Genomic DNA, 18,982 nt, shown 5'->3' on the forward strand with positions numbered 1-18,982 from the left:
TGTCAGGGGCGTATCAGGCCGCGCTGGCCGAAGAGCGGCGAGCGGCCCGCATCCGGCTTGCCGCCGGCATAGTAGGTCGACACGCAATCGACCTCTTCGGTCGAGCCGCAGATCAGGGGCGCCCGCTCGTGGATGCCCGTGGCGACGAGGTCGAGGATGCGCGCCTGCCCGTCCGTCGCGGCGCCCCCGGCCTGCTCGATGAGCATGGCCACCGGGGCGACCTCGTACAGGACGCGCAGGCGACCGCGGGCATAGCCCTTCCGGGAATCGCCGGGATAGAGGAACACGCCCCCGCGGGTGAGGACCCGCTGGATGTCGGCCACCATGGAGCCGAGCCAGCGCATGTTGAAATCCTTGTCCCGCGGCCCTTCCGTGCCGCGCAGGCAATCCTCGACGAAGGCCTTCACCGGCGGGTCCCAGAACCGCGTGTTCGAGGCGTTGATGGCGTATTCCTTGGCCGCCGCCGGGATCTTCATCGCCGGGGAGGTGAGCCGGAACTGGCCTTGCTCCCGGTCGAGGACGAAGCTCTGGGTCCCCTGGCCGAAGGTGACGATCAGGGCCGTGGCCGGGCCATAGCTGACGAAGCCCGCCGCGAGCTGGGTCGTGCCGGGGGTGCGGAAGCTCGCCTCCACATCGTCCCCGGGGATGGCCGGGCGGATGCCGAACACCGTCCCCACCGCCATGTTGACGCCGATGTTCGACGAGCCGTCGAGGGGGTCGATGGCCACCGCCAGGGGCGCCGAGGGGTTCAGCACCATCACCCCCTCGGCCTCCTCCGAGGCCACCGTGGCGACGGGGGCGCCGCGCAGCGCCGCCGTGACGCGCTCGTGGGCGATGACGTCGAGGGCCTTCTGGACGTCGCCGTCGCTGTTCTGGTCGCCGGTGGCGGCGAGGTCGCCGCCGAGCGCGCCCCGTCCGATCACCGCGCTGATCTCGATCGCCGCCTCGGCGACGGCCGCGACGACCGCGGCAGCGTCCCGCAGGCCCGCATCGGCCTGCATCACCTGCGCGAGGTAGGAGTCGAGGGGGGTCCCGACCGCTAGATCCGCCATCGGCCTGTCCTTTTTTCGCGCTGTCACGTCCGGTTCCGGGTCTGTACCCGTCCGGGGCCGCCCATCATAGCCGGCCGTGGTCCAGGATCGATAAGAACCGTCGGATACTCGCGTCAAGGAATCTCCACCGCCTTGCGGCACCGAATAAAAAAAACGACAACCGCCCCATGCGTAACCTGTCCCTGAAGCAGCTCCAGGCGGTCGCTGCGGTGGCCAAGCTCGGCACCATGACGCGGGCGGCCCAGGAGCTGAACGTCACCTCCGCCGCGCTCTACGCGCGCATCCGCCAGCTGGAGGAGGAGGCCGGACTGCTCCTGTTCGACCGCACGCCCGCCGGGCTCAAGCCGACGGATGCGGGCCGGGAGATGCTGTGGGCGATCGACAGCATCAACACCATTCTGGAGACCTGCACCGATCGCCTGCGCTCCCTGCGCGGCATCTCGGGCGGGCGGGTCGCCCTCGGGGTGGTCTCCACGGCGAAGTACTTCGCGCCGCAGGTCATCGCCGGCTTCGTGAAGGTGCATCCGGGCGTCGAGATCAGCCTGTCGGTGCGCAACCGCGGTCAGACGGTCGAGGCCCTGCGCGGCTACGAGATCGACTTCGCCGTGATGGGCCGCCCGCCCCGGGACTTCCCCATCGAGGCGGCGACCTTCGGGCCCCACCCCCTCGTCCTCGTGGCGGCCCCCGATCATCCCCTCGCGGGCCGCAAGGGCCTCGTCCGGACGGACCTGACCGACCAAGCCTTCTTCATGCGTGAAGAGGGCTCGGGCACGCGCACGGTGTTCGAGGAATTCATGACCGGGGTGCTGGTGAAGCGCGCCCTCCTCGACATCGATACCGGCTCCAATGAAACCATCAAGCAGGCGGTGATCGCCGGGCTCGGCCTCGCGCTGCTCTCGGCCCATTCCGTCGCCGCGGAGGTGGAGACCGGCCGGCTCGCCGTCCTGGACGTCGAGGGACTGCCGATCCGGCGGGACTGGTACGTGGTGCGCCGGGCGGACAAGGTGCTCGGGCCGGCGGCGTCCGCCGTCTGGAGCTACCTGATGAGCGACGGGGCGCGCTGGCTGCCCGGGCTCGCCATCGCCAAGCTCGACGGCCAGAAACCCGCCGTCGCCAAACCCACGGACGCCAAGCCACCAGCCGCCAAGCCGGCCACCGCGTCGAAGGAGCACTGACGGTGGAGCCCGGGATCGTCGTCGTGGGGGCCGGACAGGCGGGCTTCCAGGTCGCAGCCTCCCTCCGCGAAGGCGGATACCGGGGTCCCCTCGCCATGGTCGGCGACGAGCCGGCCCTGCCCTACCAGCGCCCTCCCCTGTCGAAGGCCTATCTCGCGGGGAAGACCGATGCGGAGGGCCTCGCCCTGCGCCCGGCCACCTTCTTCGCCGACCACGACATCGCCCGGCACGCGGCAAGCCCCGCGGCGGCGATCGACCGGGACCAACGCCGACTCCACCTCGCGGGCGGCGCGTCCCTCCCCTACGCCCATCTCGTCCTGGCCACCGGGGCCCGCAACCGGCCCCTGCCCGTGCCGGGTGCCGACCTCGCGGGCGTGCATCAGCTCCGCGGCCTCGCCGACGCGGACGGCCTCAAGGCGGCGCTGGCGGAGGGGCCGCGGATCGTCGTGGTGGGGGCGGGCTTCATCGGCCTGGAATTCGCCGCGGTCGCCGCCGGCCGGGGCCTTGCCGTCACCGTCGTCGAAGCCGCCGACAGGCCGATGGCCCGGGCGGTCTCGGCGGATACGGCGGCCTTCTTCCGGGGAGCGCAGGAAGCGATGGGCGTGCGCTTCGCCTTCGCGGCGGGGGTGACGGAGATCCTGGGTCGGGAAGGCCGCGTCCGGGCCGTCGCCCTGGCGGACGGCAGGGAACTGGACGCCGACCTCGTCGTGATCGGCATCGGTGTGGTGCCGAACGCGGAACTCGCCGCGGCGGCGGGGCTGCCGGCCGCCGACGGGGTGAGAGTCGATGCCTTCCTCGCCACCCCGGACCCGGCCATCTCCGCCCTCGGCGATTGCGCCCGGTTTCCGAGCCCCTATGCCCACGGGCTTCCCGGCGATGGCACGGTGCGCATCGAATCGGTGCAGAACGCCATCGACCAGGGCCGGTGCCTCGCCGCGCGCCTCACCGGCAAGCCGGCCGCCTACACCGCGCTGCCCTGGTTCTGGAGCGACCAGGGCCCGCACAAGCTGCAGATCGCCGGCCTGTCCGCGCCGGGCGACATGGCGGTGATCCGCGGCGAGGGCAGCGCCTTCTCGGTCTTCCGCTTCCGCGACGGGCACTTGAGGGCGGTGGAATCGGTGAACCGGGCCGGCGACCATATGATCGCCCGGCGCCTCATCACGGCCGGAATCCCCCTTACCCCCGATCAGGCGGCCGATCCCGGCCTCGACCTCAAGACCCTGGCGCTGGGTCGATAGGCGCCTCGGCCTCTGCCCGGAGCACGTCCAGCCCCCGGAGGGCCGCCGCGGCATGGTCCAGGAAGGCGTTCACCCGGGCCGGGCGGTGCCCGGCGCCGGTCGTGACGAGGCTCACCGGAACCGGCGGGGGTTCGTAGGGGATCAGCAGCCGCTCGAGTCGCCCTGCCGCGAGGTCGTCGGCCGCCTGATAGGACAAGACCCTGGCGATGCCGCGGCCCGCCCGCGCGGCGATGAGGGCGGCCTCGACCTCGTTTACGATGAGCCGCGGCGCGAGACGGATCCGGGTGCGGCCGAACTGCCATTCGCGGGGACCCGGCCTGATCAGGCCGTGGATCGTTTCGTGTGACGGCAGCTCGGAGGGCTGTGCCGGTGCGCCCCGGGCGGCGAGGTAGCCGGGGCTCGCGACGACGATGCGGCGGACGAGCCCGACCCGGCGGGCGACGAGCCGCGATTGCGCGAGCGCGCCAATCCGCACGGCGACATCGAGCCGCTCGTCGACGAGATCGACGTTGCGGTCGGCGAGCATGAGTTCGACCTGCGCCTCAGGGTACGCGTCGAGGAAGGTCGCAACTACCGGCGCCACGTGACGGCGCCCGAACAGCACAGGCGCCGTCACACGGACGAGCCCCCGCACCCGGCCCTCCCCCACGCCGGCGATCGCCGTCTCGTAGCCCGCCACGATCTCCCGGGCCCGTTCGGCCAGCGCCAGCCCCGCCGGGGTCGGGGCGAGGCGGCGGGTGGTGCGGGCGACGAGGCGCGCGCCGGCCCGCGCCTCCAAGGCGGCAAGGGCCCGCGTCGCCGCGGCGGCAGACCGGTTCATCCGCCGGGCGGCCGCCGCGAGGCTGCCCGCATCGATGATGGCGACGAAGACGGCCAGTTCGTCGATGCGGTCCATCCCGGCCTCCCGATCGTTGCATCAGGTGAAATTCTGATTGCCGCAGAGAGCCGGTTTATCACACGCACCGCAACGGCGATCTTCAGGGGCGGAAGGAGATCCACCCCATGTCCCATCCCGACATCACCCTCTACGGCCTGCGCCTCTCCGGCCATTCCCACCGTGCGGAGCTGTTCCTGTCGCTCCTCGCGCTGCCCTATCGGTTCGAGACGGCATTGCCGCCGACCCCCGACCTCATCCGGCTCAATCCCCTCCGGCAGATCCCTGTCCTCACGGACGGCGACGCGGTGATTTCCGACAGCAACGCCATTCTCGTCTACCTCGCCGCCCGATACGCCCCTGCCGGCGAGTGGATGCCGACGGATCCCCAGGGCGCGGCGGCGGTGCAGCGCTGGCTGTCGGTGGCGGCGGGGGAGGTGCGCTACGGCCCCGCCCTGGCCCGGCTGATGGTCGTGTTCGGTGCGGCCGCCGACAGGGCGGCCGCCCATGCGACGGCGGTACGGATCCTGGCATTCATGGACGCCCACCTGACCGGGCGGGAATTTCTGGCCGCGGACCGCCCGACCATCGCCGACATCGCCTGCTATTCCTACGTCGCCCACGCGCCGGAGGGCGGCGTCTCCCTGGAACCCTACCCGGCCGTCCGGGCATGGATCGGCCGGATCGAGGCGCTGCCGGGATTCCTCGCCATGCCCGCCTCGCCGATCCCCGGACAGGAGTAGGTGCCATGCCCTCCTTCCACGACGACGAGCGCGCCGCGCAGGCCCTGGCGGGCCACGTCCTCGGTGAGACGCCGGCGATCCGGTCCTTCATGCCGGATCAGCATCGGACATTCTTCGCCGGCCTGTCCTATCTCTTCGCCGGCACGGCGGATGCGGACGGCTGGCCCATCGCCACCGTCCTGACCGGTGCGCCGGGCTTCGTCGCCTCGCCCGATCCCGGGCAACTCCGTATCGCCGCCACACCAGACCACGGCGATCCCGCCGCGTCCCACTTCGCCGCGGGGGCCGGCATCGGTCTTCTGGGGATCGACCTGTCGAACCGGCGGCGCAACCGCGCCAACGGCACGATCCTCACCCGCGACGCGGACGGCTTCACCGTCGCCGTCGCCGAGAGCTTCGGCAATTGTCCGAAATACATCCAGCGCCGGGACGCATGCCCGGTGATCCCCGCCGGAGGCGAGACCCTTTCCCTTACCGGACTGGATGCGGCGGCCCGGGCGGCGATCACGGCGGCGGACACGCTGTTCGTCGCCAGCCGGTCCCGGGCGGGCCTCGCGGGAGGGGGCGCCGACATCTCGCACCGGGGCGGCCGGCCGGGCTTCGTGCGGGTCTCGGGCGACACGCTGACGGTGCCGGACTTCCCCGGAAACCGGTACTTCAACACCCTCGGCAACCTGCTCGGCGACCCGAGGGCGTGCCTGCTGGTCCCCGATTTCGCGGGCGGCGACGTCCTGGTCCTCCAGGGGACGGTCGCGATCGACTGGAGCGACTCCGTCGCCGCGGAGTTCGCGGGGGCGCAGCGGGCATGGCGGTTCGATGTGCGGCAAGGCTGGCGGCGCCCGGCCGTCCTGCCGTTCCGCTGGAGCGCACCGGAAACCGGCCCCGGAATTGCCCTCACCGGCGCCTGGGACGGCGCGCGGCCGGGCCCGGCCTGACCTTTCACCCGGGACATCTTTGCGAACCGTCCGGCCTCATGGGACCGGAATGGCTTTGCGGGCGTTGGAGGAAGTCGGAGCATTGTGCATCGCCGCGCAATGGCGCAGAGCCGTATCGAGGCGATGGGGGGCGGGATGGCGAAGATATTACTCGTCGAGGATCACGAGGAGATCTGGGACTTCCTGTCCCGGCGTCTCAAGCGTCGCGGCTACGAGGTGATCCTGGCCCATGACGGCGAGGCGGGCGTGCGCCAGGCGAGGGCCGGGCAGCCGGATGTCATCCTGCTCGATATGAACCTGCCGGTCCTCGACGGATGGTCCGCGGCCCGGGCCCTGAAGGCAGGCGCGGACACGCGGGCGATTCCGATCATCGCACTCACCGCGCATGCCATGTCCGGCGACAGGGACAAGGCGATCCAGGCGGGCTGCGACGACTACCACCCCAAGCCCGTCGATTTCTCGAAGCTGCTGAGCCAGATCAGCACGGCCCTCGGGGAGACGGCGCAGGCCGACTGACGGCCGGGGCAGGCGGGACGAAGCGGAAAGGTTTGCGCCTTTCCGGGGCGAAGGCGAGCGGAGCGTGCCAGTGAGTGAGGATCCGGTCACGGCGCAGCGCCTGAAGCAAGGCCTGCCCATCATGGTGGCGCTGGCCTCGTTTCTCCTCGTCGTGGGGGTGATGGCCGCCCTTTACTTCGGCCGCGACATCCTCGTGCCGGTCACGCTGGCGATCCTGCTGAGCTTCGTCCTCGCGCCCTTCGTGAGGGCGCTGCGGCGGCTGCGGGTGCCGCGGGCCCCGGCGGTGATGCTCGTCGTGATCGTGGTCTTCGGTGCCATGTTCGGGATCGGCAGCCTCATCGCCAGCGAGGCCTCGCAGCTCGCAGCCGACCTGCCCCGCTACACCCTCGTGATGCGCGACAAGATCAAGGACCTCCGGGGCGCGACCGACGGCACGGGCTCCCTGTCGCGGCTCGTCGACATGGTTCAGGACCTCGGCGCCGCGATCCAGCCGCCCCCGGCTGCGGAGTACAAGGGCGAGCCCGGTTCGCCCACCCATCCCCTGACGGTGGAGCTGAGCCCCGGCCGGACCAGTGTGCTGGATACGCTCCAGACTTTCGCCGGGCCCATCCTGCATCCGCTGGCGACCACCGGCCTGATCCTGATCTTCACGATCTTCATCCTGATGCAACGGGAGGATCTGCGGAACCGCGCCATCCGCCTCGCCGGGAGCGGGGACCTGCGGCGGACCACCGCCGCGATCGACGACGCGACCAGCCGGCTGTCGCGGTTCTTCCTGGCCCAGCTCGCCCTCAACATCGCCTTCGGCGTCGTGATCGGGATCGGCCTGCGGCTCATCGGCGTGCCGAGCCCGACGCTGTTCGGCGTGCTCGCGGCGATCCTGCGCTTCGTCCCCTATATCGGCGCGGGAATCAGCGCGCTCCTGCCGGTGATCCTGGCCGCGGCCGTCGATCCAGGCTGGTCCATGGTGATCTCCACCGTCGCCCTGTTCCTCGTCGTCGAGCCCCTGTGCGGCCACGTCATCGAGCCGCTGCTCTACGGACACTCGACCGGCATCTCCCCCATCGCGGTGATTCTGTCGGCGACGATCTGGACCTTCCTGTGGGGGCCGATCGGCCTCGTGCTGGCCACGCCCCTCACCGTCTGCCTCGTGGTGCTCGGCCGGCACGTGGAGCGGCTCTGGTACCTCGACGTGCTGCTCGGGGACCGGCCGGCCCTGGCGCCATCGGAGATCTTCTATCAGCGCATGCTGGCGGGCGACCCCGCCGAGGCCATCGAGCAAGGGCGCCAGTTCCTCAAGGAGCGCGCCCTCGTCACCTATTACGATCAGGTCGTCATGGCCGGCCTCCTCCTAGCCCAGGAGGATCTGTCCCGGGGAACCCTCATCCGGGAACGGCAGGACGAGGTCGGCTCGGCGATCCGGACGGTGGTCGATCGCCTGGGCACCAGCCCGGTCGCCCGCCGGACCCGCCGGGGCAAGGCGAGCCGCGGGGCCGATACGGAGACCGCCGCGGCCCTCGACGTGATCGGCCCCGACCGGCAGGAGGCGACCATCGTGCTCGGCCCGGAGGACCTCGCGCCGTCCTGGCGCGGCGCGCGTCCGGTGCTCTGCGTGTCGAGCCGCGGGCCCTTCGACGAGGCCGCGACGATGATGCTGAGCCAGATCCTCGCCCGCCACGGCCTCGCCTCCCAGACCCTGTCGATGGCCGCGATCCGCGGGGGCGAGCGTCCGCAGGAGCAGGAGGGCATCGCCATGGTCTGCTTCTCCTATCTCGAGCCCGTGAGCCTGTCGCAGGTACGCTTCAGCGTGAGGCAGGCGAGGGCCGCCATCCCGGGGGTGCGTGTCCTGGTCGGCTTCTGGCGGGAGCGTGATCCGGCGAGCCTCGCCCGCCTGCGCCGGGCGACGTCGGCCGACTATCTCGTCACCTCGCTGAGCGACGCCCTCTCCGCCGCCCTGGAGACCGGCCGTGCGCCCCGCGTCGTCCCGGCTTTGCCGGAGCCGGCTCCGGGCAATCCCCCCGTTCCCGTGGGCGCGATGGCCTGACCGACCTTCCGGGAGGAGGCAGGTAGCGATCCGGGCTTGCCTCCCACGCCGGACCGGTGTGATTCAAGCTGGGGTACCCGGATCGGACCATGTCGCAGCCGCAGGAGAAAGACCGCTTCCTCGCCCTCGACGGCCTGCGGGGCGTCGCCGCGGTGACCGTGGTGCTGACGCACATCATGGCGCGGTGGCCGACGCACCTGCCCCTCGTGCCCTTCATCAAGGGGGGCTACCTCGCCGTCGACGTGTTCTTCGTCCTATCCGGCTTCGTCATCGCCCATGCCTATGGCGAGCGGCTGCCCGCCTCGCCGGGGGCCGTGGCGAGTTTTCTCGGACGACGCTGGCTGCGGATCTACCCGCTCCATTTCGCCATGCTCGCCCTCCTCCTTGGCCTGGAGGGGCTGAAGCTCGTGGCGGAATGGCGGGGCGCCCATCCGGACGTGGCGCCCTTCAGCGGCAGCAACGACGTGACCGGTCTCACCGAGAACCTGTTCCTGGTTCAGAGCTTCGTGCCGGCGCCGCGCTTCGGCTGGAATGCACCGAGCTGGAGCATCAGCGCGGAGGCGGGCGCCTACCTCGTCTTCGCCGCCGCGGCCTGGGCCGGGCTCATGCGGCGGACCACGGTCCTCGCCGCCTGCGCCCTTAGCGGCATCCTGATCCTGGCCGTGGTCGCATGGCGGCTCGACACCCTGGACCTGACGCACCGGGAGGGCCTCGTCCGATGCTTCGCGGGCTTTGCCACGGGGGTGTTCCTGGAACGGCTCCATACCCTCGGCCGGATCCCGGCCTGGACCGAGCGGCTTCAGCTGCCGGCCCTGGCCGCGCTTCTCGCCATCGCCAGCGCCGGGCATGGATGGCTCGTCTTCGCCGCGCCGGCCATCGCGGTGCTCGTCGCGTCCCTGCGGACGGATCGCGGGCCCCTGGCGGCGGCCCTGGCGACCGGGCCCATGCAGTTCCTGGGGCGGATCTCGTACTCGGTGTACCTGATCCAGATCCCGCTGCTGATGCTGACCGAGAGCGCCATCAAGGCGCTCGGCCTGCGGCCGCCGACCGGGAGCCCATGGCACGGAGACGAGCTGAGCCTCGTCTACCTCGCCGCCCTTGTCGCCACGGCCGCGCTGTCCCACCATGTCATCGAAGGGCCGGGCCGCCGCGCCCGCCTGCGCCTGCGCAGGGCGCCGCAGCCCGTACCGTCGCCCCAGGGCGTGTCCGCCGGATGAGGGGGCGCCCGCTTCGATTTCCAGTCAAGCTTAGGGGAACCGTTGGCGCCGGTAGCGCGATTCCCGTCGTCGACGATGACCGGCGGAATGCGTGAGACCGAAGTGATGTCCGAGTCTCCAGGCACCCGCGTCCACGACGACGCCCCCGCCGAGGTGTCCGATCCGAAGAGCGAGATCTTCTTCGCCGCGGTCGAGACGACGCGGATGCCGATGATCGTCACCGATCCGCGCCAGCCCGACAACCCGATCATCTTCGCCAACCGCGCCTTCCTGGCGATGACGGGCTATACGCCGGAGGAACTGGTCGGCCGCAACTGCCGCTTCCTGCAGGGGCCCGAAACGGACCGCGAAACCATCGCCCAGGTCCGTGCGGCAATCGCGGAGCGGCGGGAATTCGCCACGGAAATCCTCAACTACCGCAAGAACGGCTCGACGTTCTGGAACGCCCTGTTCGTCTCCCCCGTGCACAACACGGCAGGAGAGCTCGTCTATTATTTCGGCTCGCAACTCGACGTATCGCGACGCCGGGACGCCGAGGACGCCCTCGGCCAGGCGCAGAAGATGGAAGCGCTAGGCCAGCTGACCGGCGGCATCGCCCACGACTTCAACAATTTGCTCCAGGTGATCGTCGGCTATGTCGACATCCTCGCCGCCGGCCTGGAGAAGCCGGATGCCGACCGGGCGCGGCTCGGCCGGGCCACCGACAACATCCGGCAGGCGGCCGAGCGAGCCACGACGCTGACCCAGCAGCTCCTGGCGTTTGCCCGCAAGCAGCGCCTCGAAGGGCGCTCGGTGAACCTCAACACCCTGGTCGAGGGCATGCGGGACCTCATCACCCGCTCCGTCGGCGAGGCCGTGGAGGTGGAGTTCGACCTCGCCGAGGACCTCTGGAACTGCCGGGTCGACCCGACCCAGGCGGAGGTCGCGATCCTCAACATCCTCATCAACGCCCGCGACGCGATGCCGGAGGGCGGTACGGTGCGGATCGCCACGGCGAACCGGACCGTGACGGTGAGCGCCGACCACGAGGTCGGCCCCCTGCGCGAGGGGCGCTACGCCTCCATCGCCATCCGCGACACGGGCACCGGCATCCCGCCCGCGGTGCTGACGCGGGTGATGGACCCGTTCTTCACCACCAAGGAAGAGGGGAAGGGCACGGGTCTCGGCCTTTCGATGGTCTACGGTTTCGCCAAGCAATCCGGCGGGGCGGCACAGATCGAATCCTCCGTCGGGGCGGGCACGACGGTGAACCTTTCCTTCCCAGCCACCGAGGGCGAGCAGCCCATGCCGGCCAAGGTCGCCCTGCGCACCATCGACCGCCCCGGGACGGAGACGGTCCTGGTGGTGGACGACCGGCAGGACGTGGCGGAACTGGCGCGCACCATCCTGCGGGACTTCGGCTACACCGTGCTGATGGCCGGGAGCGGCAAGGAGGCGCTGGAGATCCTCGATTCCAGCGAGCAGATCGACCTGCTCTTCACCGACATGATCATGCCCGGCGGCATGAACGGTGTCGTGTTGGCCCGGGAGGCCCGCCGCCGGCAACCGCGTCTGAAGGTCCTCCTCGCCACCGGCTACGCCGAAGCGAGCCTGGAGCGAACCGATGTGGGGGGATCGGAATTCGACATTCTGAACAAGCCCTATCGCCGCACGGAGCTGATCCGGCGGGTGCGGGCGATCCTCGACGGTCCCACCGGAGTCACGTGAGGCCGCCGTATCCGGAAGGAGGACGGGTCATGTCGCAGGGTGACAAGTCGAAATACACCGATAAGCAGAAGCGCAAGGCGGAACACATCGCCGAATCCTACGAGAGTCGCGGCGTGCCGGAGAAGGAGGCCGAGGCCCGGGCCTGGGCGACCGTCAACAAGGATGACGGCGGCGGGAAGCAGCCCGGCGGCTCGGGACGGGGCAAGACCACGGGTCACCCGGCGGCCCACAAGGGCGGCAAGACCGGCGGCACGGCCTCCGCCTCCCGCAGCGCCGCCGACCGCTCGGCTTCGGCCAAGAAGGCCGCCGCGACGCGGAAGGCGAACGCCGCGAAGGGGTAGCACGCTGATCGAAGGAGTTGGGTCAGCAGGTGTCCTTCCCATCCTGCCCCTCATCCTGAGGTGCGGCGTCAGCCGCCGAGGCGGGCACATCAGGATGAGATGGAGGGTTGGTGCCGAACTCACCTAGACGGCAGCCGCCATGGTCTTGCGCGCATCGCAGGCGAGGCGAAGCGATGACGGGGTGCCGGACTACTCCGCCAGCTTCACCAGGGTGTGCAGCACCCGGTTCGCCGGGGTGGGGATGCCGAGCCGCTCGCCCTCGCGGACCACGTGGCCGTTGAGATGGTCGATCTCAGTCCGGCGGCCCCGGGCGAGGTCCTGTGCCGTGGAGGAGCGCTGCTGGGCCATGGTCGTCGCGATGGCGCGGACCTGCGCGAGCATGTCCTCCGGCAGACGCACGCCGCTCGCTCTTGCCACCGCGATGCATTCGGAGGTCACATCCGCCAGGACAGCCGCGACACCTTCGCCGGCAAAGAGCCGCCCGTAGGGCTGGCCGCCCAGCGCCGAGAGGGCGTTCCAGGCGCAGTTGATCGTGAGCTTCGCCCAGAGCGCATCCCGCACCCGCTCGGAGAAGGTGGCCGGGATTCCGGCCGCGTTCAGCTGCGCCGCGACCTCCTCGCCGCCCGGTCCGAGGATCAGGTCGCCCCGCCCGTGATGGCGGACATGGCCCGCGCCCTCCATCGCGGTGGCGACGTAAACCGCCACCGGCACGACCGGCCGCCCGAGGATGGAGGCCAGCCGCTCGCCGTTGTCGACGCCGTTCTGCAGGCTGAGGACCACGGCGCCGGGCGCCAGATACGGCCGCATCGACCGTCCGGCCTCCTCCGTATCCCCCGACTTCACGCAGACCAGGACGAGATCCGCCCCGGCCACGCCCTCCGGCCCGGTGACAGCACGAAGCGCGATGGTTTCGCGTCCCTGCGCGGTGTCGAGGACAAGCCCGCGTTCGGCCACGGCCTCCGCGAGGGCCGGCCGGCCGATCAGCGTGACGGGATGCCCGGCCTTGGCCAGCACGGCGCCGTAATAGCAGCCGACCGCTCCCGCCCCCATCACGGCGACGCGCAAGGGTTGCGATTGGCTCATGCCGCCGCTTTCCGGGGCGCCGCGACGGCGCTCGCCCGCACATGGTCGAGGAGTGCCCGCACCGGATGGCGCAGGCGGACGCCGTCTATGAGCTTCGCCTGGGAACGGCAGGAATAGCCATCGGCCAGGAGGTCGCCGGCCGATTCGCGGACCCGCTGTGCCCAGCTCTGCCGGTAGATCGTCTCCGAAGTGGCCCGGTGGCTCGCCTCGTGACCGTAGGTGCCGGCCATGCCGCAGCAGCCGGCCGCCGGCACGTCGAGGGCAAGGCCCAGGTGCCGGAACACCGCCTGCCAGTCCTTCACCGCGCCGGGGGCGTTGGTGCGCTCGGTGCAGTGGGGCAGAAGCCGGTATGTCCCCCCGCCGGCCCGCGGGGCGACCGCATCGAGGCGGCCGGCGAGCCATTCCTGCACCATCTGAACCTGCGGGACCGCCCCCGCGGGAAGGGCTGCGGCGTATTCGGAGCGGTAGGTCAGAGTCATCGACGGGTCGATGCCCACGAGGGGCACGCCCTCCGCAGCCAGCGCGATCAGGGATGATGCGCTGTCCGCCGCGACCTGTCCGAACCGGGCGAGGAAGCCATGGACGTGCAGGGGCTTGCCGTTCGGCCGGTACGGCGCGAGCCAGGGCCGGAAGCCGAGTTCCTTCAGCAGGGCACAGAGGTCGGCGACCAGCTCCGCCTCGAAATGCGTGGTGAAGGCGTCCTGCACCACCACCACGGATCTCTCGCGCTCCCCGGCGCTCAGGGCGCGCAGGGCGGCGGGGGTCGCGGTGGCGGCGTGGAGGGCTGCGAGGGCCCCGGCGAGATCGAAGGTCGAGAGGGTGGGGATCGCCACGAGGCCAAGCCGCGCCAGCACCGCCCGGGAGAGCGGATTTCCCATCACGGCGTTGCCGAGCCGGGGCATCCGCGCGGCCAGGGGCAGGAGCGGCTCCAGGGCGGCGATGAGGTGGTCCTTGAGCGGGCGCGGGTAGCGCTGGTGGTAGAGCGCCAGAAACTTCGCCCGGAAGCTCGGGACGTCCACCTTGATCGGGCAGGAGCCCGTGCAGGACTTGCAGGCAAGGCAACCGTCCATCGCCTCCTTCACCGCGTGGGAGAAGTCATCCCGGTGGCCGGCCGGGCGCAGGCTGCGGAGGATGTCGGCGAGCCAGTTCGGACGCTCGGCCCTGAGGGCGGCGGCCGGGTCCGCCCCGGCGGCGGCGGCGAGGCGCAGCCATTCCCGCATGAGCGAGGCACGGCCCTTGGGCGAATGCCGCCGCTCGCGCGTCGCCTTCCAGGACGGGCACATGGCCTCGTCCGTGTCGAAGGAGAAGCAGGCACCGTTGCCGTTGCAGTGGAGCGCCGCGTCGAACTCGGCCCGGACGGGGGTGGGGATGGTCCGGTCGGCCTCGCCCCGGCGGGGCACGCCGTCGATCCGTGTCAGGGGCTGGCCGGCGGCCGAGGCGATCTTGCCGGGGTTCATCCGGTCGCCGGGGTCGAAGGCGCGCTTCACCGCCTCCAGCACGGGGACGAGGGGCCCGAAGGTCTCTGGCACGAATTCCGAGCGGAAGCCTTTGCCGTGCTCGCCCCAGAGCAGGCCACCGTAGCGCTTGGTCAGTGCCACGACCGCCTCCGTCACCTCCCGGATCAGGGGCGCCTGGGCTTCGTCCTTCAGGTCGATGGCGGGGCGGACATGGAGCACGCCGGCATCGACATGGCCGAACATGCCGTAGCGTAGGCCCTTCGCGTCCAGGAGGGCGCGGAACTCGGCGATGTAGTCCGCCAGTACTTCCGGGGGCACTGCCGTGTCCTCCACGAAGGGGATCGGCCTTGCCTCGCCCTTGGCAGCGCCGAGCAAACCCACCGCCTTCTTCCGCATGGTCCAGAGCCGTTCGATCGCCGGGCCACGGGCGACCGTGTAGCCGATGCGCGTGGTGTGGCTCCCGCGCTCCGCATCGAGGACGGTCGTGAGCCGGCTCAACGCCTCCCCGACGGCGTCCTCCCCGTCGCCGACGAACTCCACGAGGTTGATGCCCTCGACGCTCCGCCCCGCCGGATCGTCGGGGAAGAAAGCCTGGACCTCGGCCCAGATCGGATCCCTGCGGGCCAGCGCCAGCACGGTCGAATCGATGGTCTCGACGGAGGCCGCGCCGAAGGGCATCAGCGCCTGCGCATCCCGCAGCGCCGCGTCGAAATCCACGTAGGACAGGGCGACGAGCGCCGACGCCTCCGGGATCGGGAGGACGTTGAGCCGCGCCTCGGCGATGAGGGCGAGGGTGCCCTCCGACCCGCAGATCAGGCTCTTGAGGTCGAAGCGCCCCTGCCCGTCCCGGACGTGGGCGAGGTCGTAGCCCGTGAGGCAGCGGTTGAGCCTGGGGAAGCGCTCGGCGATGAGGGCGGCGTTGCCGGCGATGGCCGTGTCCACCACCCGGTGGACCTCCCCGACCCGGCCCGGTTGCGCCTTCGCCGCCGCGAGGCCGACGTCGTCGAGGGGCTCGGCGGTCCAGACGGCGCCGTCGGTCAGCACACAGGTGAGCGCCAGCACATGGTCGCGGGTCTTGCCGTAGAGGCACGAGCCCTGGCCACAGGCATCCGTGGAGATCATGCCGCCGATGGTGGCGCGATTGGACGTCGAGAGTTCCGGGGCGAAGAACAGGCCGTGCTTGGCGAGTTCCCGGTTGAGCTGATCCTTCACCACCCCCGGCTCGACGCGCACCGTCCGGTTCGCGACGTCGATCTCCAGGATGCGGTTCATGTGCCGGGACGTGTCGACCACGAGGCCCTCGCCGAGGGACTGGCCGTTGGTCCCGGTGCCACCGCCCCGGGGGCGGATGACGATCCCCCCGAAGCGCGGATCGTCGAGGAGGCGGGCGATCCGCACGATGTCGTCCCGCGTCCGGGGAAAGGCCACCGCGCCGGGCTCGACCTGATAGATCGAGTTGTCGGTGGCGAAGACCGTGCGGTCGGCGGGGGTGAGGGACAGGTCGCCCTGGAAGCCGCGGGCCATCAGTTCGGCGCAGGCGGCCTCGTACAGGGGAACGGGATCGACGCGACGGGTCAGGACCGGGATCATGCCGGCGTTCTACACCCCGCTGCCCGGGAGGGAAGCGGGCGGCGCTGGCATCGGCCTTGCCAGGGCGTCGCAACGGTCGGACCGGGGACAGGCAGGGGTAGAGGCGTGAACGCAGATGTCGAGCGGGTCCGGGACGCCCTGGCCGAGCTGATCAAGGCCGCCCTCCTGTCGGACGACGCGAAGAGCCTCGCCTGCCGGGAGGCCGGCGCCGCGAAGGTCGCCGCCCTGGCCTCCGCTCCACCGGACCCTGGCCGGGTGAAGATCGACGGCGCCTGGACGCTCGCCATCCAGGACGCCGAGACACCGGAGCTTGCCCCCTACGAAGGGCAGGTGAACCTGACCCTGCCGCGGCAATGCCCCTTCGGCCTCGATGAGTTGACCGCACCGGGTTTTGATTGCGACGCGGCGGTGGAGCGCATCCGCAAGTCGGCCTCGACGGGGTAAGTCGCCCACGATGACCGCGGCCCGTACCCTTGACCGCCGCTAAGCTGCGGCATCTGTTGCGAAGAACGGACGAGTCGTTGCCGCGGGCGGTCTCTGCCACCACCTAGGAGGTGGTGGCTGCCGCTGCGCGGCCGGCCCATCCCACCTCGAGACATGGCACGGATCTTTGGCACCCCGCACCCGTGAGAAGGCGGCTCCCGCCCTCCCCCCGACGCTTCCCACCCGCGAGCAGATCCTCGCCTTCATCGCCGAATCGAAGGAACGCGTCGGCAAGCGCGAGATCGCCAAGGCCTTCGGCGTGAAAGGGGGAGCGGCCAAGATCGAACTGAAGGCGATCCTCAAGGAGATCGAGGCCGACGGCGCTCTGGAGCGTGGGCGAGGCGGCCTTGCCGCGGCCGGGCGGTTGCCGCCGGTGGTGCTCGCCGACATCCGCTCCCGCGACCGGCACGGGGACTTCCTGGCCGTGCCCGTCGAGTGGACCGGAGAGGGCAAGCTACCCTCGATCGTGCTCATGCCCGTCCGGGGCGGGCGGGGGGCGAAGCGGCCGGCGCCCGGCATCGGCGACCGGGCCCTCATCCGCGTCGAGCGCGATCCAGAGGGCAGCTATACCGGCCGGGTCATCAAGGTGATCGGCAAGAACAAGGCGGAGATCATCGGCGTCTACCGGGCCGGCGCCCAGGGCGGCCGTATCGTCCCCGTGGACAAGAAGGGGCAGGGCAAGGAAATCCTGATCCCGCCCGGCGAGGAGGGTGAAGCCAGGGACGGCGACCTCGTCAGCGTCGCCCTCGAGCGCGAGACCCGCTTCGGCCTGCCCCGCGGCCGGGTGAAGGAGCGCCTTGGCTCCCTCGGCTCCGAGAAGGCGGTGAGCCTCATCGCCCTCCACCTGCACAACATTCCCCACGTCTTCGCCGAGGCGACCCTCGCCGAGGCCGACGCGGTGAAACCGGCGACGCTCCGCGGACGCGAGGACTGGCGCGACATCCCCCTGCTGACCATCGATCCGCCAGACGCCAAGGATCACGACGACGCGGTGATGGCCGAGCCCGACGCGGACCCGGCCAATCCCGGCGGCTTCATCGTCACGGTCGCCATCGCCGACGTCGCCGCCTATGTCCGGCCCGGCACGAGCCTGGACCGGGAGGCCCTGGAGCGGGGCAACTCGGTCTATTTCCCCGACCGGGTGGTGCCGATGCTGCCCGAGCGGATCTCCAATGACCTCTGCTCCCTGCGCGAGGGCGAGGACCGCCCCGCCCTGGCCGTGCGCATGGTGGTGGCCGCCGACGGCACGAAGCGCCGCCACGGCTTCCACCTTGTGATGATGCGGTCCGCCGCCAAGCTGTCCTATGCCCAGGCCCAGGCGGCTATCGACGGACGGCCCGATGAGAAGACCGGGCCGCTCCTGGACCGGGCGCTCCGCCCCCTTTGGGCGGCTTATGCAGCCCTGAAGACCGCCCGCGACCGCCGCGGCCCGCTGGCCCTCGACCTGCCCGAGCGGAAGGTCCTGCTGACGCAGGAGGGCGCGGTCGACCGGGTGATCGTGCCCGAGCGCCTCGACGCCCACCGGCTGATCGAGGAGTTCATGATCCAGGCCAACGTCGCCGCCGCCGAAACCCTGGAGGCCGCCCGGCAGGCGCTGATCTACCGGGTGCACGACGAGCCGGCCCTGGAGAAGATGCGGGTGCTGGGCGAGGTCCTGGCCTCCATCGGCATCAAGCTGCCGAAGGAGGGGGCGCTCCGGCCGGACCTGTTTAACCGCGTCCTGCGCTCGGTGGCCGAGACCGAGCATGCCACCTTCATCAACGAGGTCGTCCTACGCTCGCAGGCCCAGGCGGTCTACGCGTCCGAAAACCTCGGCCATTTCGGCCTGAACCTGCGCCGCTACGCCCACTTCACCTCGCCTATCCGCCGCTACGCCGACCTCATCGTCCACCGGGCTCTGATCTCGGCCTGCAAGCTCGGGCCGGGGGGCCTCCCGGCCGATGTCACCGCGGGGGATCTCGCCGCCATCGGCGAGAGCATCTCGGCCACCGAGCGCCGGGCCATGGCGGCCGAGCGCGACACCATCGACCGGCTGATCGCCGGCCACCTCGCGGACCGGATCGGCGCCACCTTCGCCGGGCAGATTTCCGGGGTGACCCGGGCGGGCCTGTTCATCAAGCTCGCCGACACGGGGGCCGACGGCTTCGTCCCGATCTCCCAGCTCGGCGCCGACTACTTCCGCCATGAGGAGGGACGACACGCCCTGGTCGGCGAGCGCACCGGAGAGACGTTCCGCCTCGGCGACCGGGTCGAGGTGAAGCTCGTGGAGGCCGCCCCCGTGGCCGGGGCGCTGCGCTTCGAACTGCTCAGCGAGGGGCGCCAGGGCTCCGGCAACGGTGCCGCCCGCAAGGGGCCGGGTCGCCCGTTCAAATCGGCCCCGCCCGGCCGCCCCGCCGGAATCCGCAACTCCGGCACGCGCCACCGCGGCTCACGGCGGTAGGGGCGGGCGTGGTAGACATCCGCCTTGCAGGCCCGGGCCATGACGGAAGGGACGGGGATCGCCCGATCCTTCCCACCACCTCCCTCA

Annotated in this window: 15 protein-coding genes; 11 read left to right on the top strand and 4 right to left on the bottom strand. The window is 71.3% G+C overall.

Annotated features, from left to right (window positions below):
* Positions 1-2: 2 nt before the first annotated feature.
* The gene (locus MFF22_RS20625; RefSeq protein WP_238252096.1) at positions 3-1,052 is read right to left on the bottom strand and encodes a class 1 fructose-bisphosphatase; all 1,050 of its coding nucleotides are present in this window, start codon (positions 1,050-1,052) and stop codon (positions 3-5) included.
* A gap of 167 nt (positions 1,053-1,219) precedes the next feature.
* Between MFF22_RS20625 and MFF22_RS20630 the strand changes: the two genes are divergently transcribed.
* Together MFF22_RS20630 and MFF22_RS20635 are read left to right on the top strand one after the other, a co-directional pair.
* Positions 1,220-2,227: a LysR family transcriptional regulator gene (locus MFF22_RS20630; RefSeq protein WP_238252098.1), complete on the top strand. Its 1,008-nt coding sequence runs from the start codon at positions 1,220-1,222 to the stop codon at positions 2,225-2,227.
* A gap of 2 nt (positions 2,228-2,229) precedes the next feature.
* A complete protein-coding gene (locus MFF22_RS20635) occupies positions 2,230-3,465 on the top strand; it encodes an NAD(P)/FAD-dependent oxidoreductase (protein WP_238252100.1) in 1,236 nt (411 codons plus the stop codon).
* Here the strand turns inward: MFF22_RS20635 and MFF22_RS20640 are convergent.
* Complete coding sequence (locus MFF22_RS20640; protein ID WP_238252101.1) at positions 3,440-4,360, bottom strand: LysR substrate-binding domain-containing protein; 921 nt, start codon at positions 4,358-4,360, stop codon at positions 3,440-3,442. The genes MFF22_RS20635 and MFF22_RS20640 overlap by 26 nt on opposite strands.
* Positions 4,361-4,467: 107 nt before the next feature.
* Here MFF22_RS20640 and MFF22_RS20645 point away from each other — a divergent pair, with 107 nt between their 5' ends.
* The 7 genes from MFF22_RS20645 (at position 4,468) to MFF22_RS20675 (ending at position 11,842) form a co-directional block, all read left to right on the top strand.
* The gene (locus MFF22_RS20645) at positions 4,468-5,082 is read left to right on the top strand and encodes a glutathione S-transferase family protein (protein WP_238252104.1); all 615 of its coding nucleotides are present in this window, start codon (positions 4,468-4,470) and stop codon (positions 5,080-5,082) included.
* A gap of 5 nt (positions 5,083-5,087) precedes the next feature.
* Positions 5,088-6,017, top strand: coding sequence for a pyridoxamine 5'-phosphate oxidase family protein (locus MFF22_RS20650; RefSeq protein ID WP_238252112.1), 930 nt, complete (start codon positions 5,088-5,090; stop codon positions 6,015-6,017).
* Positions 6,018-6,152: 135 nt separating this feature from the next.
* Positions 6,153-6,533, top strand: coding sequence for a response regulator (locus MFF22_RS20655; RefSeq protein WP_238252114.1), 381 nt, complete (start codon positions 6,153-6,155; stop codon positions 6,531-6,533).
* 70 nt (positions 6,534-6,603) lie between these two features.
* Positions 6,604-8,577: an AI-2E family transporter gene (locus MFF22_RS20660; RefSeq protein WP_238252116.1), complete on the top strand. Its 1,974-nt coding sequence runs from the start codon at positions 6,604-6,606 to the stop codon at positions 8,575-8,577.
* Between the two features lie 89 nt (positions 8,578-8,666).
* Positions 8,667-9,794, top strand: a complete 1,128-nt coding sequence (locus MFF22_RS20665; protein WP_238252118.1) for an acyltransferase family protein — start codon at positions 8,667-8,669, stop codon at positions 9,792-9,794.
* A 105-nt stretch (positions 9,795-9,899) separates the two neighbouring features.
* Positions 9,900-11,501 carry a hybrid sensor histidine kinase/response regulator gene (locus MFF22_RS20670; RefSeq protein ID WP_238252127.1) on the top strand — a complete coding sequence of 534 codons (1,602 nt, stop codon included), beginning with the start codon at positions 9,900-9,902 and terminating at the stop codon, positions 11,499-11,501.
* Between the two features lie 29 nt (positions 11,502-11,530).
* Positions 11,531-11,842 (top strand): plasmid stabilization protein, encoded by a 312-nt coding sequence (locus MFF22_RS20675; protein WP_238252129.1) that lies wholly within the window; start codon positions 11,531-11,533, stop codon positions 11,840-11,842.
* A gap of 189 nt (positions 11,843-12,031) precedes the next feature.
* Here the strand turns inward: MFF22_RS20675 and MFF22_RS20680 are convergent, their stop codons facing one another.
* Together MFF22_RS20680 and ydiJ are read right to left on the bottom strand one after the other, a co-directional pair.
* Positions 12,032-12,925, bottom strand: a complete 894-nt coding sequence (locus MFF22_RS20680) for a ketopantoate reductase family protein (RefSeq protein WP_306424694.1) — start codon at positions 12,923-12,925, stop codon at positions 12,032-12,034.
* Complete coding sequence (gene ydiJ, locus MFF22_RS20685) at positions 12,922-15,972, bottom strand: D-2-hydroxyglutarate dehydrogenase YdiJ (protein ID WP_238252131.1); 3,051 nt, start codon at positions 15,970-15,972, stop codon at positions 12,922-12,924. Before ydiJ ends, MFF22_RS20680 begins: the two co-directional genes overlap by 4 nt.
* A gap of 105 nt (positions 15,973-16,077) precedes the next feature.
* Between ydiJ and MFF22_RS20690 the strand changes: the two genes are divergently transcribed.
* Positions 16,078-16,416, top strand: coding sequence for a hypothetical protein (locus MFF22_RS20690; RefSeq protein WP_238252140.1), 339 nt, complete (start codon positions 16,078-16,080; stop codon positions 16,414-16,416).
* Positions 16,417-16,582: 166 nt separating this feature from the next.
* Positions 16,583-18,895 carry a ribonuclease R gene (gene rnr, locus MFF22_RS20695; RefSeq protein WP_238252157.1) on the top strand — a complete coding sequence of 771 codons (2,313 nt, stop codon included), beginning with the start codon at positions 16,583-16,585 and terminating at the stop codon, positions 18,893-18,895.
* Positions 18,896-18,982: the final 87 nt, after the last annotated feature.

This window comes from Methylobacterium persicinum (genome assembly GCF_022179525.1).
Taxonomy (GTDB): Bacteria; Pseudomonadota; Alphaproteobacteria; order Rhizobiales; family Beijerinckiaceae; genus Methylobacterium; species Methylobacterium persicinum.